Raw genomic sequence first — 15029 nt, 5'->3', positions numbered from 1 at the left:
AATCATAAACATGGGAGATTATTAGGACAATGGATAAAGAGACAGTTTATTATTTTGTTGGGATTAAGGGCTCAGGCATGAGCTCATTGGCTTTGATTTTACACGATAAAGGTTTCCAAGTTGAAGGCTCTGATATCGAACAATATACGTTTACACAAAAGGGTCTGGCCGCAGCTGGAATCAAGATGTTGCCATTTTCAACGGACAATATTCATGAGGGCCTAACGGTGATTGCCGGGAATTCCTTTACCGACGAACATCCTGAAATCAAAAAAGCGCGTGAAATGGGACTACCAGTCTATCGTTACCATGAATTTTTAGGTAAATTGATGTCCGGTTATACGAGTATCGGTGTGGCCGGTACACATGGGAAAACGTCAACTACTGGCTTATTGGCCCACGTTTTAAGTAACATCGCACCAACCAGTTACTTAATTGGTGATGGGACCGGTAAAGGCACACCTGACGCCCGTTTCTTTGTATTTGAAGCGGATGAATACCGTCGGCACTTTGTGGCTTATCACCCTGACTATGCCATTATGACCAATGTCGACTTTGACCATCCTGATTATTACAAAGACTTGGCTGATGTGAAGACGGCTTTTGAACAATTTGGGAGTCAAGTTAAGAAGGGCATTTTTGCCTGGGGCGACGACGAAAGTTTGCGTCACTTAGATATTCAAACGCCGATTTATTACTACGGGACGAAAGATCGCGACGATTTCCAAGCGGTTAATATCAAACGGACGACTAAAGGCTCTTCTTTTGAAGTGAAATATCATGACGAGTCATTGGGTAACTTTGAAATCCCATTGTTTGGTGAACACAACGTTTTGAATAGCACGGCGGTCATCGCAGTGTCATACTTTGAAAAAGTTGACTTGGATGAAATTCGCCGTGAGTTATTAGATTTCAGCGGGGTTAAACGTCGCTTCTCTGAATCTAAAGTTGGTGATATGGTCATGATTGATGACTATGCGCATCATCCATCAGAAATCAAAGCAACTTTAGACGCTGCACGGCAAAAGTATCCTGACAAGGAAATTTTAGCGGTGTTCCAACCACACACGTATTCACGTACGAAGGCCTTGATGAACGGTTTTGCCACTAGTTTAAGTCAGGCAGACCACGTCTTCTTAACGAATATTTTCAGTTCTGCACGTGAAAAGAGTGGCGATGTCTCCTCTCAAGATTTAGCTGACAAGCTCTCTAATGGCGGTGAAATCATTACGACTGATGACATGTCTGCATTGACAGCATATCATGACGCCGTGGCAGTCTTTATGGGTGCCGGTGACATTCAAAAATATGAAAAGATTTATACTGACTTAAAAACTAAGTAATTATCTGGAAAAGCATTTAGATGGGAACCATCTAAATGCTTTTTTGGCCGAAAGGTGAGAGTGACATGGCAAAAATCAAATTTTATGCAGTCCGGGTGGGACGCAAACCTGGTATCTATCGCAGTTGGGCAGATTGTCAGGCTCAAATTGATCATTACTCAGGGGCACAGTATAAAAGTTTTCCCAATCGTGAAGCAGCGGAAGCTTTTTTAGCAGGTTCAACCGCGGCGACTAGGCCGGTTCAGAGGAAACAGCCAAAAACCACGAAACCAGAAGCCTCAGCGGTGACGGCTGATATTATCGTTTATACGGATGGTGGCAACCGCAACACTGGTAATGTTCAAGGCGGACAAGTCAAGCCAACGGATCGTTCTGCCTGGGCGTTTCAGATGAGTGCGGCCGGTAAAACCATCACTGGGACTTCTGGCGAATGGGGCGCGACTAACAATCGCATGGAAATCATGGCGCTATTGCAAGCGTTAAATTATTTGCTTGAAACGAAACAAGCTGCACGACCGATTTTGGTCATTATGGATTCTAAATATGTGTTGAATGCGATTCAAAAGGGCTGGCTGACCGGGTGGAAAAAACGTGGTTGGCGAGGCGCTGGTGATCAGCCGTTGGCGAACAGTGAACTTTGGAAAATGATTGACGTCGAGTTAAGTCAATTTACGAGCTTGTCGTTCAAATGGGTCAAAGGTCATGCGACAACCGCGGGTAACAATTTAGTTGACCAGCTGCTTAACCAGACCATGGATCACATGGTCCAAGGTCAGCCAATCCCCGCAACGAATGCGACAGCCAAGTTACCGGGACGACCAGCGACAACTGTGCAGGGAGACCTGTTTGCCACGACGACAGCAAAGCCCAAGCCTAGTAAGCCGGTGAACGCGTCACAGTCACCGGCCCAACCTAAAAAAACGACCGCAACCCCGGACAAACTTGGTCACTTTACAAGTTCTGCAGCGCAACAGGCTTCGGTTGAGGCGATGGCCGAAATTGCTAAGAATTGGCAAGATGAGTCGCATCGTTAAGCGACTGATTACCGGTTTCGACGGGTTGAGCGTGAAGTCGTTTTCAAAACCTAAGAAAAATTTATAATTTTCTCATGACCAAACTGTTTTACCTTCTTTGACTAATCTGATACACTAGATGACAAGAAAGTTGAGGTGACTGATTGGATGTCAATGAGATTGTGGTTACACCACGCAATTGAAAAATTAGCGTGAGGGTTGTCACTGGCTTTTCGCTAGTGGCTGAAATGCTAGAGACGCCAACCGGCACGATCAACTCGGGATTTGACCGATTGATTTAAATTTTAGGTGAAAGAGGGATTCTATGAATAATTTTCAACAAAATCCGCAACCAAGTACAATTAACACACAAGTTGGGTTACGGAGCTTCTTAACAAAAATGTATGGGTTTATGACGTTAGCCGTTTTAGTTTCGGCGTTTTCGGTTTATTTATCCATTAATGTCTTTGCAGCGCAAATTAATGCGCTCTTTGGTCAACATCCTTTCATTGCGTTATTCATTTTCATGATTAGCATGTTTGCAATGATTGGTGGGATTCAAAAGAATGCGACGCGCAATCCAGCAGCAAGCTTTACTTTACTGATGTTATTCGCAGTCGTGTTTGGTGTTGAAATGTCCATCATGTTGTCACTGTATACGGGTGCGGTGCTTACGGGTGCCTTTATCTCAGCTAGCGCGGTTTTTGCAACAATGGCTGTGATTGGGACGACTAGCAAGCGTGATATGTCACGTTTAGGGACACATCTGTTTGCCGCTTTAATTGGGTTATTAGTGGCTTCCGTCGTTAACTTGTTCTTGCAAAGCGCAATGATTAGTTATGTCTTCTCATATATCGGCGTGTTGATTTTCGCTGGATTATCAATGTGGGATGCGAACAAGATGCGTGATATGTATCTTCAATATGGTGACCAAGTGTCATCGACTGGGTTAGCCGTTAGTGGTGCCTTATCACTTTACTTGGATTTCGTGAACTTGTTCCTATACTTCGTCCAAATCTTTGGCGGCGGTTCAAGTCGGAACTAAGCGTTAACTTTAAAATTTTACCGGTGCGAGTGCTTGACGATAATTGTCAGGTGCTCGTTTTTTAATCGTCTGAGTCCCGTTGGCTGCAATAGTTTGGTACAATTAACCTAATAACTCGACTTGAAGGGGTGCGCAAATTAATGGCTAAAAAATTATTATTGATTGATGGTAATAGCGTCGCGTTTCGTGCGTTTTTCGCATTACACAATCAACTTGACCGGTTTGTAACGGCAGACGGGTTGCATACGAATGCGGTTTATGGGTTCAATACGATGTTAGATCACATGATCAAAGCCGTCGAACCAACGGATATGCTAGTGGCATTCGACGCGGGTAAAACGACTTTTCGGACGGCCATGTTCGATAACTATAAGGGTGGCCGGGCGAAGACGCCCAGCGAATTTTCAGAACAAATGCCATATATTGAACAACTTTTAGACGCTTATGGGATTCAACATTATAAATTAAAAGATTATGAAGCCGACGATATTATCGGGACGCTGGCTGGGCAAGCAGATGCCGCTGGTTATACGACAACGATTGTGACCGGTGATCGTGATCTGACGCAGTTGACGACCGCGAACATCACCGTTGCAGTCACGGTTAAGGGTGTCTCAGAAGTTGAACGGTATACGCCGGAACATGTTCAAGAAAAATTAGGTATTACACCAACCCAGATCATTGATATGAAGGGGTTAACCGGTGATACTTCCGATAATTATCCTGGTGTGACCAAAGTTGGCGAAAAGACGGCACTGAAATTATTAAAAGAATATGGGTCAATCGAAGGCGTTTATGAAAATGTCGATGCCATGAAACAAAGCAAGATGAAGGAACATCTGATTGAAGACCACGAGTTGGCCACTCGTGCCAAAGTGTTGGCGACCATCAAACGGGATGCACCGATTGCCGTCAGTGTTGCTGACTTAGCCTATGCTGGGCCAAATATTGATCAGCTTGCTGAGTTCTATGAGAAAATGGATTTTCAATCTTTCTTGAAAAAATTAAAGGTCAACACTGCCGAACCGGCAGCCCCAATTGACTATACGGTTTTGACCAAGGAAAATTTAGGCGAACTGGCGCAATTTAAGACGGCCGTTGAATTCTACCTTGAAATGCCCACGGCTAACTATCATACTTCGGCCTTTGCTGGCTTTGCGATTGGACATGACGGCCACTGGTTCATCAGTCGAGATGTCGAATTACTCATGCAACCAGCTGTCGCTGACTTACTTGCGAGTTCAACGATTCAAAAGAACGTGTTTGACATGAAGCGGACGATCGTTGGTTTGAATCGTCTGGGGCTTAGTTTACACGCGGTTGATTTTGATTTGTTGTTGGTTTCATATTTATTGGATACTAACGATAACAGCAATGATCTGGGCAACCTAGCGGAACAACACGGTTATCTGGATTTGCCGACAGATGAAGCCGTCTACGGTAAAGGGGTCAAACGGGCGATTCCAGATGACGATACGATTTTCTTCAGTCATTTGGCTCGTAAATTGGCGGCCATTGCGGCATTACATGCGGAACTGATGACCAAGCTAGATGAAAATGAACAAGCGCCGTTATACGACGATATTGAAAAACCAATGGCCGTTGTGCTGGCACAAATGGAAATTGCCGGAATTACGGTGGACAGCAGCACGTTACAGGCGATGGGGAGTCAGTTTAAGGAACGTCTTAGCGAAATTGAACAGACAATTTTTCATGAAGCTGGCCAAGAGTTTAATATTAATTCACCTAAACAATTGGGCAAAATCTTATTTGAGGATATGAAGTTACCCGTCATCAAGAAAACCAAAACGGGCTACTCAACTGCCGTGGATGTGCTAGAAAAATTAGCACCAGACGCGCCAATTGTGGCGAATATTTTACAATACCGGCAAATTTCAAAAATCCAATCCACCTATGTCGTGGGGCTGTTAGATGCGATTCACTCGTCAGATCAAAAAGTGCATACGCGTTATTTACAAACGTTGACGCAAACTGGCCGACTATCTTCTGTGGACCCGAATTTACAAAATATTCCAGTCCGGCTTGAAGAAGGTCGTAAAATTCGGCAAGCATTTGTCCCGAGTCATGCGGGTTGGCAGATTTTCTCATCAGATTATTCTCAGATTGAATTGCGGGTGTTAGCACATATCACCCATGATGCAAATTTACAGGCAGCCTTCAAGGAAGGCGACGACATTCATGCCGCCACCGCGATGCGAATCTTTAACTTGAAAACCCCTGAAGAAGTGACACCGAATATTCGTCGGCAAGCCAAGGCGGTTAATTTTGGGATTGTTTACGGCATTAGCGACTATGGTTTGTCACAAAATATTGGCATCACGCGGAAACAAGCCAAAGCCTTTATTGACGCGTATTTCAAAGAATATCCCGGCGTTAAGCAATATATGACCGATATTGTCAAACAAGCGCACGAACAAGGCTACGTTGAAACGATTTCTCACCGTCGTCGTTACTTACCAGACATTCACGCCAAGAGCTTTAATCAACGGGCTTTCGCTGAACGGACGGCGATGAACACCCCAATTCAAGGGAGTGCAGCGGACATTATCAAGATTGCGATGATTAAGATGCAAGCGAAATTACAAGAAGCTGGCTTAAAAGCGACGATGTTGTTACAAGTACATGATGAATTGATTTTTGAAGCCCCTAAGGAAGAAATTCCAGTGCTTGAAAAATTAGTTCCTGCCGTGATGGATTCAGCGATAAAACTAGAAGTGCCTTTGAAAGTCGAAAGTCATTTTGGCGATACTTGGTACGATGCGAAATAGGAAGTGATCGAATGCCAGAATTACCTGAAGTAGAAACGGTGCGCCGCGGGTTAAATCGGTTAGTTAGCGGCGCCACGATTGCGAGTATTGACGTCTACTGGCCTAAAATCATCAATAACGATGTTGACAGCTTTAAACAGCGACTCGCCGGGCAGACCATCCAGACGGTTGACCGACGGGGAAAGTATTTATTATTTCGGTTTAGCGGTGGCCTCACGATGGTGTCGCATCTAAGAATGGAAGGCAATTATTTTGTCATGCCAACCGGTGAGGGACGAACGAAGCATACGCATGTCGTGTTCCATTTGACCGATGATCGTGATTTGTTGTACAACGATACGCGAAAATTTGGCCGGATGACCCTGGTGCCAACTGGTGAAGAATTGACGGTTGGCGGTCTGGCCAAGATCGGTCCGGAACCAGTTGCGAGCGACTTGAGCGTAGCCTATTTAACTGAAATTTTCCAAAAATCGAAAAAGATGATTAAGCCACTGTTACTCGATCAAAGTAAAGTAGCCGGGATTGGCAATATTTACGCGGATGAGATTCTTTGGCTGAGTAAGATTCATCCAATGCGGCCAGCGAATTCATTGACAGCGGCTGAAATCACCACTTTGCGTCAGAATATTATTGATGAGATGGCGAAAGCGATTAAAGGCCATGGCACGACGGTCCATTCCTTTTCGAATGCGTTTGGCGAAGCTGGCCAATTTCAAAATGAACTGCACGTTTATGGCCGTGAAGGTGAGCCTTGTGAACGTTGTGGCACCTTAATTGAAAAGATCAAAGTTGCACAGCGTGGGACGCACTTTTGCCCGCACGAACAACGGTTATAGGTGAGCACATGACACAACTGATTGGATTAACTGGTGGTATTGCCACCGGAAAGTCAACGGTTTCCGCCATGTTGGCGGACGCTGGCTTGCCGATTGTGGACGCTGATAAAATTGCTTGGCAAGTTGAAGGTCCTGGGCAGCCGACAACGCAAAAAATTGCGGCAACTTTTGGTCCCAAAACATTGCTAGCAGATGGTCAGCTCAATCGACAGTGGTTAGGTCAGCAGGTTTTTAACGATTCGACAAAGCTGGCGCAACTAACTGAGCTCACCCGCATGCCAATTCAGCGCGCCATGCTGGAAGCAATCGCTTTGGCAGGACGGCAGCAGCCGGTAGCTGTGATTTTAGATGTCCCGTTATTATATGAGGGTGGCTGGCAGCATCTTTGTGATCAAGTGATTGTGGTTACCGCACCCGAAAACGTTGTTTTAACCCGATTGATGGCTCGTAATAACTTGTCCGCAGAAGCGGCGCGCGCGCGAATTGCGAGTCAACTGCCACTGGCTGAAAAGGTCAAACGGGCGGATGTTGTCATTGATAACGGGGAAAACGTTGATAAAACAAGAACGGCCGTGTTAAAATGGCTGAAAACGATTATTAAGTCAAATTGAGATAATTTGACGGTTTAAGTAGAAAATGAGGTGAGAAGTCTATGCAATGTCCACATTGTCATCATAATGGCTCGCGAGTAGTTGATAGTCGGCCCACTGATGATGGTCGCGTGATTCGACGCCGGCGTGAATGCGAAAACTGTGGCTTTCGGTTTACCACTTTTGAACGTGTCGAAGCAACACCGTTATTAGTGATCAAAAAGAACGGTGCGCGTGAAGAATTCAATCGTGAGAAGATTTTGCGGGGAATTATTCGTTCCGCAGAAAAACGGCCTGTCAGCATGGAAACAATGACCGGCGTAGTTGATGACGTTGAAAATAAGGTTCGCTCTTTGGGTGAAAATGAAATTTCTAGCCAAGTGATTGGTGAATACGTCATGGAGAAACTCGCGGATATTGATGAAATTTCCTATATTCGCTTTGCCAGTGTTTATCGGCAATTCAAGGATATGCACGTCTTCTTAAATGAACTCCAAGATATGATGGAGCGCGACAAGGTTAAATTGGCGAAACAGCCAACGAAATCGGCCCATCGTGCGCCCAAAGCGAAAAAAGATAATTAATGAAAACTGGTGAATAAAATGCCTGAAAATGAGCCAGGTTTGTCGCCCAAAACGGGATTCGTTGTGCCAATGACAGCAGTCTTGAGCACGGCGGAGCAGCAGGTGTTTGCAGAGCTCTATCTACCGCTAATTGGGCCACTCGCCTATAGTTTAGCCGCAGCGTTACGCAGTTTACAAGCGCCAACTATGGAGCTTAGCAATCGGCGGTCACACACGGAATTGTTAGGCATTTTAAATGTTGATCTACCGGCTGTATTAGCGGCGCGCAAAAAGTTGGAAGCCACTGGTTTATTGCGGAGCTACTATCAGCAAGACGATTTAGGTGAGGCTTATATTTACGACTTGCAACGACCGCTACCGGCGGCACAATTTTTTGCGGATGATTTGTTGAGTGTCTTGCTGTTAGATACGGTTGGTGAATTACGATACCAACAGTTAGCGGATCAATTTACCCCGGCGCCATTGGATTTGAAAACGGCGACGGATGTTTCCGCCAACTTATTAGATGTGTTTCACATTGATAGTCAAAAAGTGACCCACGTCCCGGCTGAAATTCAAGCTGTTCGGGCGGATATGACGCCTCGCGAAGCCACCCCGATTTCGATGCCGGATTTAACTGATGAAGCTTTCGATTGGCAAGTTTTGGGCCAAATTTTGAAGCAAAACTATGTTGATCTGAAACAAGTCGCTAGTTCCCGTCAATTAATTATGACGGAGAGCCGAGTCTATGGTATCAGTGAAATCGAGATGGCCAAGTTGATTAGCGAAGTGGCTAGCTTGACGACCGGTCGATTCGACGAGAGTCAGCTAAAATTATTGATTGCCCGTCGCTATGAACGGCCAACGGGCAGCAGTGCTGAACAGCTGGAAGCACGGGCGGCGGCAGCGAGTGCCACTGCGCCGACCACGATCAAGTTGTCGACGGCTGAGCAACAAGTGGTTAACTTTGCAAAACAACTGGCGCCACATGAGTTTTTAGAAATGCTCAAGCAGGAAAAACATGGGTTTGTCACGAGTGGTGAAGGTCGGCTAGTCCATGATTTAGTAAATCGTGGCGTCTTGCCGAATGCTGTGATCAATATGGTCATTTACTATTTGTTACAAAATCGTGAACTCGCCGCGTTAAATAAGAACTTGTTGGAAACGGTCGCAAATGACTGGCAACAACACGATATCATGACGCCGGAAGCTGCCCTGAGTTACTTGCACGAACGGCAGCAGCCCAAGACGACCAGCAAACGGCCATCGCGGGCCCGTAATGGCCGGGCGCCACGTAAAGAAATTGTGCCTAAATGGGCCCAAAAGCAAGCGAGTGGTGCGGCGAAGGCGGGGACTAACCAAATTACGGCAGCACAACGCAAACAGTTGGCGGAGCGATTAGCCAAGCTAGAGGCAAATTCCGAGAAAGGGGACTAAAACATGGAGAATATTTCTGAGACGTTAAAGATTTTGATGAATAAGCGTAATTTAAATCATCAGTATCAGGAACTCATGACGGCAGTATTTCAAGATCCAGATGTTCGACAGTTTTTAGCCGCTCATCAACAGGAACTATCTAGTGATGCGTTGGATCGTAGCGCAACTAAGCTCTATGAATTTTGTCAAGAAAAGCGTAAAATTGCGCGACATGAACCGACACAAGTGCCAGGTTACGAACCGGAATTAGTGATGAGCAATCATTTAATCGACATTGCGTACCAACCAACGGCACAATTCCAAGAAGCACAAGCTGAACGTGACTTGAAGCATCGGGTTCACTCGATTAGTATGCCCAAAAATATCGAAACGGCGGATTTGACCGCCTATGATCAAGATGGTGATCGCGCGGCGGCCTTGATGTCTGCATTGGATTTTATTGATGCTTATACGCAAGCGCCAAAGCGTTTCCATCGTGGTCTGTATCTCTATGGGTCATTTGGTGTTGGTAAAACGTTCCTACTCGGTGCGATGGCGAATGCGCTCGCTGCCAAGGGGTATCAAACGACATTGATTCATTTTCCGAGCTTTGCGGTGGAAATGAAACGGTCAATCAGTAATAACACTTCTGGTGATAAAGTTGATGCGATTAAACGCGCCCCGATTTTAATGATCGATGATATTGGCGCTGATGCGTCCTCGACTTGGATTAGAGACGATGTTCTGGGCGTCATTTTGGAGTATCGGATGCAAGAAGAGTTGCCAACCTGTTTTTCATCGAACTTCTCGATGCAAGAACTGCAGGATGGTTATCTAACCATCTCGCAAAAGGGTGATGAAGAGCCCATTAAAGCCCAACGAATCATGCAACGGGTTCGATATTTATCAACCGAGATTGAAATGATTGGGCGTAATCGGCGGCTAAATCCGACTGATTAGTGTTGACATTTAGGCCGAAAGTGGTTTAATAAAAACAGATGCAAAAGACATGCTCGATTTTCATGGATTACAGAGACCCAAGCCTAGTTCTGGAAGCTTGAGACCGGATTATTCGAGATACCACTTTTGTGAACATGCTCAATTGAGCCGGAACGCGTCCGTTATTAGCGCTAATGAGTCAGTGTGCCTTGTCGCACTGAAAAATCGGGTGGAACCACGTCAATCACGTCCCTAATGCTAGTTTAGTCTGGCATTAGGGACTTTTTTGTCGTCCCGGCGCAGTGTTTTGGTGAGTGGGTAAATTTTGAAGGAGTGTGTCAATTTATGGCAAGTATTAATGTTAAGTTCCCTGATGGCGCTGAAAAGCAATTTGACGCCGGCGTTACGACGGAAGAGATTGCAAAGTCAATCAGTCCCTCATTGGCCAAACGGTCAGTTGCTGGGAAGTTCAACGATCAAGTCGTTGATTATCGTCAACCGCTAACAACCGATGGTAACATCGAAATCATCGCTGCCGACAGCGACGAAGGACTGGCAGTCTTGCGTCAGACCGCGGCCCAAATTTTGGCAAATGCCGTTAAACAACTATTCCCTAAAGTTCATTTTGGGAGTGGCGAAGGTAACGCCAATGGCTTCTTCTTCGATACCGACAATCCAGATGCTGATGGCAAGCAAATTAGTGAAGACGACTTAGAGGCCGTTAGCCTAAAGATGCAAGCAATCATCAAAAAGGATTTACCAATCGTCCGCGAAGTTTTATCTCAAGCTGATGCATTAGCGTTAGTTGGCGACGATCCTTATCAACAAGACTTGGTTAACGACCGGGCCGCAGAAAATGATGGCCAAGTTGTGGTCTACAAGCAAGGGGATTTTGTTGACTTATCAGATGGGGCGCAATTAGCTTCAACTGGTAAAGTTAAGATCTTCAAACTCTTGTCAGTTGCTGGTGCTTATTGGCAAGGCAAGTCCAGCAATCCAATGTTGCAACGGATTTATGGGACGGCCTTCTTAAAGCAAAAAGAATTAGATGAAGATTTGAAACAACGTCAAGAAGCACGTGAACGCGATCACCGGGTCATTGGGAATGAACTTGATTTATTCTTCGTTGATCCTAAGGTTGGTAACGGGCTACCATACTGGATGCCAAACGGGGCAACGATTCGTCGTCAAATCGAACGTTATATTGTCGACAAGGAAGTTGCGAACGGGTATCAACATGTTTACACCCCAGTTTTAGCTAACTTGGATGTTTACAAGCAGTCTGGTCATTGGGATCACTATCGTGAAGACATGTTCCCACCAATGGACATGGGTGACGGCGAACAATTGGAATTACGTCCAATGAACTGCCCATCACATATTCAAATTTACAATCATCACATTCGTTCATATCGTGAACTCCCATTGCGGATTGCTGAACTTGGTATGATGCATCGTTATGAAAAATCTGGTGCCTTAACTGGGTTATCACGAGTTCGTGAAATGACCTTGAACGATGGTCATACCTTCGTTGCCATGGATCAAATCGAAGAAGAATTCAAAAACATCTTGGCTTTGATGGTTGAAGTTTACAAAGACTTTGATATTTCTGATTACCGGTTCCGTTTGAGTTATCGTGACCCAGCTAACAAGGCTAAGTATTTCGACGATGATGCTATGTGGGAACAAAGCCAAAAGATGTTGAAGTCAGCCATGGATGACATGGGCTTGGATTACTTCGAAGCTGAGGGGGAAGCTGCTTTCTACGGTCCTAAGTTGGACGTTCAAACTAAGACGGCCCTTGGTGGTGAAGAAACCTTGTCGACCATTCAATTGGACTTCTTGTTGCCAGAACGCTTCGATTTGAAGTATGTCGGTTCTGATGGTGAAGAACATCGTCCAGTCATGATTCACCGTGGGTTAGTTTCAACTATGGAACGTTTCGTGGCTTACCTGACTGAAATTTATAAAGGGGCCTTCCCAACTTGGTTAGCACCTAAACAAGTTACGGTTATCCCTGTTAATAACGGGGCGCATGGCGCCTATGCGGAAACCGTTCGCCGGCGTTTAGCAGCTAACGGCATTCGGGTCAGCATTGATGACCGCAATGAAAAGATGGGTTATAAGATTCGTGAATCACAAACGAAGAAGATTCCATATTTGCTCGTTGTCGGTGACCAAGAAGTCGCTAACGGTTCAGTCTCAGTTCGTAAGTACGGTGAAGAACGGACGGAATCTGAAGGGATTAACATGTTTGTTAATGCGATTTCAGAAGAAGTCAAGAACTACAGTCGTGGCGCCAGCAAATAATTAGTTGACACCAGATTTCAATTCTGATATAGTATTGGAGTTGAGAAAAAAAGCAGAAGCACCCGCTTCTCGCCTTGGTAACCAGATGTTATCGGGCAGATGAACGATGAATTTATTCCCATTAACGGGAGTGAGCGGGCGTGTTATGCGCCCGCTCTTTTTGTGGATTTCTCGAAATTTTACGGAGGTGAATTACCATAGCTAAGGATTCGATGGTTAATGACGGCATCCGTGCTCACGAAGTACGTTTGATTGCCAGTGATGGTGAACAATTAGGTGTCAAGTCACGACAAGAAGCAATGCAGATTGCAGAAGATGCGAGCTTAGATCTTGTTTTAGTTGCACCGAAAGCGAAACCACCCGTGGCCAGAATTATGGATTATGGGAAGTATCGTTTCGAGCAACAAAAGAAACTACGGGAAGCCCGTAAGAAACAAAAGGTTGTTAGCATTAAGGAAGTACGCTTAAGCCCAACCATTGACACCAATGATTTTGACACGAAGCTGAACCATGCCCAAAAGTTCTTGTCAAAAGGTGACAAGGTTCGTGTTTCGATTCGATTCAAGGGCCGTGCCATTACCCATAAGGATATTGGTCGCCAAGTTTTGAACCGAATGATTGAAGCGACGAAAGAATTTGCAACGGTTGAAGCCTATCCTAAGATGGACGGCCGAAGCATGTTCTTAGTGCTAGCACCAAAAATTGAGAAGTAATTTCTAGGAGGATTATTGATTATGCCAAAACAAAAGACAAACCGCGCTGCTGCTAAGCGTTTCAAAGTAACCGCTAAAGGTAACATTAAGAGCGCCAACGCTTTCACCAGTCATCGTTTCCATGGTAAGACTAAGAAACAACGTCGCCAATTACGTGGTACGGCTGTGATCGAAAAGCCAATGGTCAAAACATATCACAAGTTATTACAAAAATAATTAACACGTTTTAGTTAAATCTAGGAGGAAATAAGATGGCTCGAGTAAAAGGTGGAACTGTAACACGTAAACGTCGTAAGCGCGTTTTAAAATTAGCTAAAGGTTATCGTGGTGCTAAGCATATCCAATTTAAGGTTGCTAAGGACCAAGTAATGAAGTCATACGAATACGCATTCCGCGATCGTAAGAAGCGTAAAAGTGACTTCCGTCGTCTCTGGATTGCCCGTATCAATGCGGCAGCCCGTATGAGCGACATTAGCTACAGTCAATTAATGCACGGCTTGAAGCTTGCTAACATCGATATGAACCGTAAGATGTTAGCTGACTTAGCTGTTAACGATGCTGATGCTTTCAAAGCATTAGTTGAAGAAGCTAAGAAAGCACTTGCTGCTTAATTAGAACTTAAACGAACATCATTGTTCGAGAGGAGACGTCATCATTTGGTGGCGTCTTTTTTGTTAGGTCCAGTTGGAATTGAAAAAAGACTAGTATCGACTTGTTGTTTAGAGCAAGTTGGTACTAGTCTTTTTAATAATAGCATTAACCTCAAGCAGAAAAGTTGGCCGACGATGAATTAAGCGCCAAGCTTTTCGGTCTAAAAATTTGAAAAAAGTAATGATGCAAAGAGTGCCGTGAAGATGATGTAGGCTAAGAACCCGATGATCCATAAGATGAAACATACTAAGCCAGCACGGTTCCAAGTAGCTTGCACAGCCTTAAATGTTGCCACGTCGGTGTAGTTGCCTTTTTGCCAAGCCCAACCGTTACCTTTAAATCCCACGATAAAGAACCAAACGAGATTAAAGATTGGAATCAGTACAAGTAGTGGGAGATATGATTTGTTCCCGATACCCCAAAAAATATTGAACATGAAGGCGCCCCAGTTCCAGCCTTTCACTTCTTCAGGAATTTGTTTACCGTTTTCTTCCATGGTGATTATTCCTCCAAAAATAATAGTCGCCATAGCTGACCGTTGATTGGGTCATCTATGGCGATTATTAGTATAACTGAAAAGTAAATAAATTGGTAGGGCTAATTGTTAACCACCGCAAGTAATTGAAGCTACGACCGATTTGTTGTTAGCTGTTGCTTCCGGTTGGGACTGATCACATGCGGTCGTGGGACCGGTCCAAGCCAGGAACGTCTTGGACCTCGTCCGGAACCCTTGCCAAAAGCGCAAGTGTCCCGGACCGTCCGTGGCGTAACGCCGGCAAGAAACATGCCGACCCAACGCCACGGTCACGACCGATACTATC

General features: G+C 45.1%; 14 protein-coding genes and 1 other annotated feature. Of the genes, 13 read left to right on the top strand and 1 reads right to left on the bottom strand.

Features of this window, described 5'->3' with window-relative positions; translation table 11 throughout:
- The first annotated feature begins 29 nt into the window (after positions 1-29).
- From murC to rplT, 13 genes are all read left to right on the top strand, one after another.
- Complete coding sequence (gene murC / locus FFM74_RS06175) at positions 30-1343, top strand: UDP-N-acetylmuramate--L-alanine ligase (protein WP_137625759.1); 1314 nt, start codon at positions 30-32, stop codon at positions 1341-1343.
- Between the two features lie 65 nt (positions 1344-1408).
- A complete protein-coding gene (locus FFM74_RS06170) occupies positions 1409-2377 on the top strand; it encodes a ribonuclease H family protein (protein ID WP_137625758.1) in 969 nt (322 codons plus the stop codon).
- 304 nt (positions 2378-2681) lie between these two features.
- Complete coding sequence (locus FFM74_RS06165) at positions 2682-3401, top strand: Bax inhibitor-1/YccA family protein (protein WP_137625757.1); 720 nt, start codon at positions 2682-2684, stop codon at positions 3399-3401.
- A 140-nt stretch (positions 3402-3541) separates the two neighbouring features.
- Complete coding sequence (gene polA / locus FFM74_RS06160) at positions 3542-6190, top strand: DNA polymerase I (RefSeq protein WP_137625756.1); 2649 nt, start codon at positions 3542-3544, stop codon at positions 6188-6190.
- A gap of 11 nt (positions 6191-6201) precedes the next feature.
- Positions 6202-7026: a bifunctional DNA-formamidopyrimidine glycosylase/DNA-(apurinic or apyrimidinic site) lyase gene (mutM, locus tag FFM74_RS06155; protein ID WP_137625755.1), complete on the top strand. Its 825-nt coding sequence runs from the start codon at positions 6202-6204 to the stop codon at positions 7024-7026.
- An 8-nt stretch (positions 7027-7034) separates the two neighbouring features.
- Positions 7035-7637: a dephospho-CoA kinase gene (coaE, locus tag FFM74_RS06150; RefSeq protein WP_137625754.1), complete on the top strand. Its 603-nt coding sequence runs from the start codon at positions 7035-7037 to the stop codon at positions 7635-7637.
- Between the two features lie 41 nt (positions 7638-7678).
- Positions 7679-8200: a transcriptional regulator NrdR gene (gene nrdR / locus FFM74_RS06145; RefSeq protein WP_137625753.1), complete on the top strand. Its 522-nt coding sequence runs from the start codon at positions 7679-7681 to the stop codon at positions 8198-8200.
- An 18-nt stretch (positions 8201-8218) separates the two neighbouring features.
- Entirely contained in the window at positions 8219-9616 is a 1398-nt protein-coding gene (locus FFM74_RS06140; RefSeq protein WP_137625752.1) for a replication initiation and membrane attachment family protein, read from the top strand.
- 3 nt (positions 9617-9619) lie between these two features.
- On the top strand, positions 9620-10555 hold the full coding sequence (gene dnaI / locus FFM74_RS06135; protein ID WP_137625751.1) for a primosomal protein DnaI: 936 nt from the start codon (positions 9620-9622) through the stop codon (positions 10553-10555).
- Between the two features lie 324 nt (positions 10556-10879).
- Positions 10880-12844 carry a threonine--tRNA ligase gene (gene thrS, locus FFM74_RS06130; protein ID WP_137625750.1) on the top strand — a complete coding sequence of 655 codons (1965 nt, stop codon included), beginning with the start codon at positions 10880-10882 and terminating at the stop codon, positions 12842-12844.
- Between the two features lie 44 nt (positions 12845-12888).
- Positions 12889-13013, top strand: a sequence feature (ribosomal protein L20 leader region).
- Positions 13014-13056: 43 nt separating this feature from the next.
- On the top strand, positions 13057-13557 hold the full coding sequence (gene infC, locus FFM74_RS06125; RefSeq protein WP_171000664.1) for a translation initiation factor IF-3: 501 nt from the start codon (positions 13057-13059) through the stop codon (positions 13555-13557).
- A 21-nt stretch (positions 13558-13578) separates the two neighbouring features.
- Positions 13579-13773 (top strand): 50S ribosomal protein L35, encoded by a 195-nt coding sequence (rpmI, locus tag FFM74_RS06120; protein WP_024623797.1) that lies wholly within the window; start codon positions 13579-13581, stop codon positions 13771-13773.
- 35 nt (positions 13774-13808) lie between these two features.
- Complete coding sequence (gene rplT, locus FFM74_RS06115; protein ID WP_137607420.1) at positions 13809-14168, top strand: 50S ribosomal protein L20; 360 nt, start codon at positions 13809-13811, stop codon at positions 14166-14168.
- Between the two features lie 200 nt (positions 14169-14368).
- Here the strand turns inward: rplT and FFM74_RS06110 are convergent, their stop codons facing one another.
- Positions 14369-14704, bottom strand: coding sequence for a ribonuclease G (locus FFM74_RS06110; protein ID WP_137625748.1), 336 nt, complete (start codon positions 14702-14704; stop codon positions 14369-14371).
- Positions 14705-15029 lie beyond the last annotated feature (325 nt).

This window comes from Lactiplantibacillus pingfangensis (genome assembly GCF_005404945.1).
GTDB lineage: Bacteria > Bacillota > Bacilli > Lactobacillales > Lactobacillaceae > Lactiplantibacillus > Lactiplantibacillus pingfangensis.
This window is presented reverse-complemented; position numbering and strand designations above follow the sequence as displayed.

Bases quoted from the DNA above. Each gene is read 5' to 3' on its own strand.
- mutM (WP_137625755.1), top strand. From the start codon at position 6,202: ATGCCAGAATTACCTGAAGTAGAAACGGTGCGCCGCGGGTTAAATCGG.
- rplT (WP_137607420.1), top strand. From the start codon at position 13,809: ATGGCTCGAGTAAAAGGTGGAACTGTAACACGTAAACGTCGTAAGCGC.
- FFM74_RS06165 (WP_137625757.1), top strand. From the start codon at position 2,682: ATGAATAATTTTCAACAAAATCCGCAACCAAGTACAATTAACACACAA.
- FFM74_RS06110 (WP_137625748.1), bottom strand. From the start codon at position 14,704: ATGGAAGAAAACGGTAAACAAATTCCTGAAGAAGTGAAAGGCTGGAAC.
- nrdR (WP_137625753.1), top strand. From the start codon at position 7,679: ATGCAATGTCCACATTGTCATCATAATGGCTCGCGAGTAGTTGATAGT.
- murC (WP_137625759.1), top strand. From the start codon at position 30: ATGGATAAAGAGACAGTTTATTATTTTGTTGGGATTAAGGGCTCAGGC.
- coaE (WP_137625754.1), top strand. From the start codon at position 7,035: ATGACACAACTGATTGGATTAACTGGTGGTATTGCCACCGGAAAGTCA.
- thrS (WP_137625750.1), top strand. From the start codon at position 10,880: ATGGCAAGTATTAATGTTAAGTTCCCTGATGGCGCTGAAAAGCAATTT.
- infC (WP_171000664.1), top strand. From the start codon at position 13,057: ATGGTTAATGACGGCATCCGTGCTCACGAAGTACGTTTGATTGCCAGT.
- rpmI (WP_024623797.1), top strand. From the start codon at position 13,579: ATGCCAAAACAAAAGACAAACCGCGCTGCTGCTAAGCGTTTCAAAGTA.
- dnaI (WP_137625751.1), top strand. From the start codon at position 9,620: ATGGAGAATATTTCTGAGACGTTAAAGATTTTGATGAATAAGCGTAAT.
- FFM74_RS06170 (WP_137625758.1), top strand. From the start codon at position 1,409: ATGGCAAAAATCAAATTTTATGCAGTCCGGGTGGGACGCAAACCTGGT.
- FFM74_RS06140 (WP_137625752.1), top strand. From the start codon at position 8,219: ATGCCTGAAAATGAGCCAGGTTTGTCGCCCAAAACGGGATTCGTTGTG.
- polA (WP_137625756.1), top strand. From the start codon at position 3,542: ATGGCTAAAAAATTATTATTGATTGATGGTAATAGCGTCGCGTTTCGT.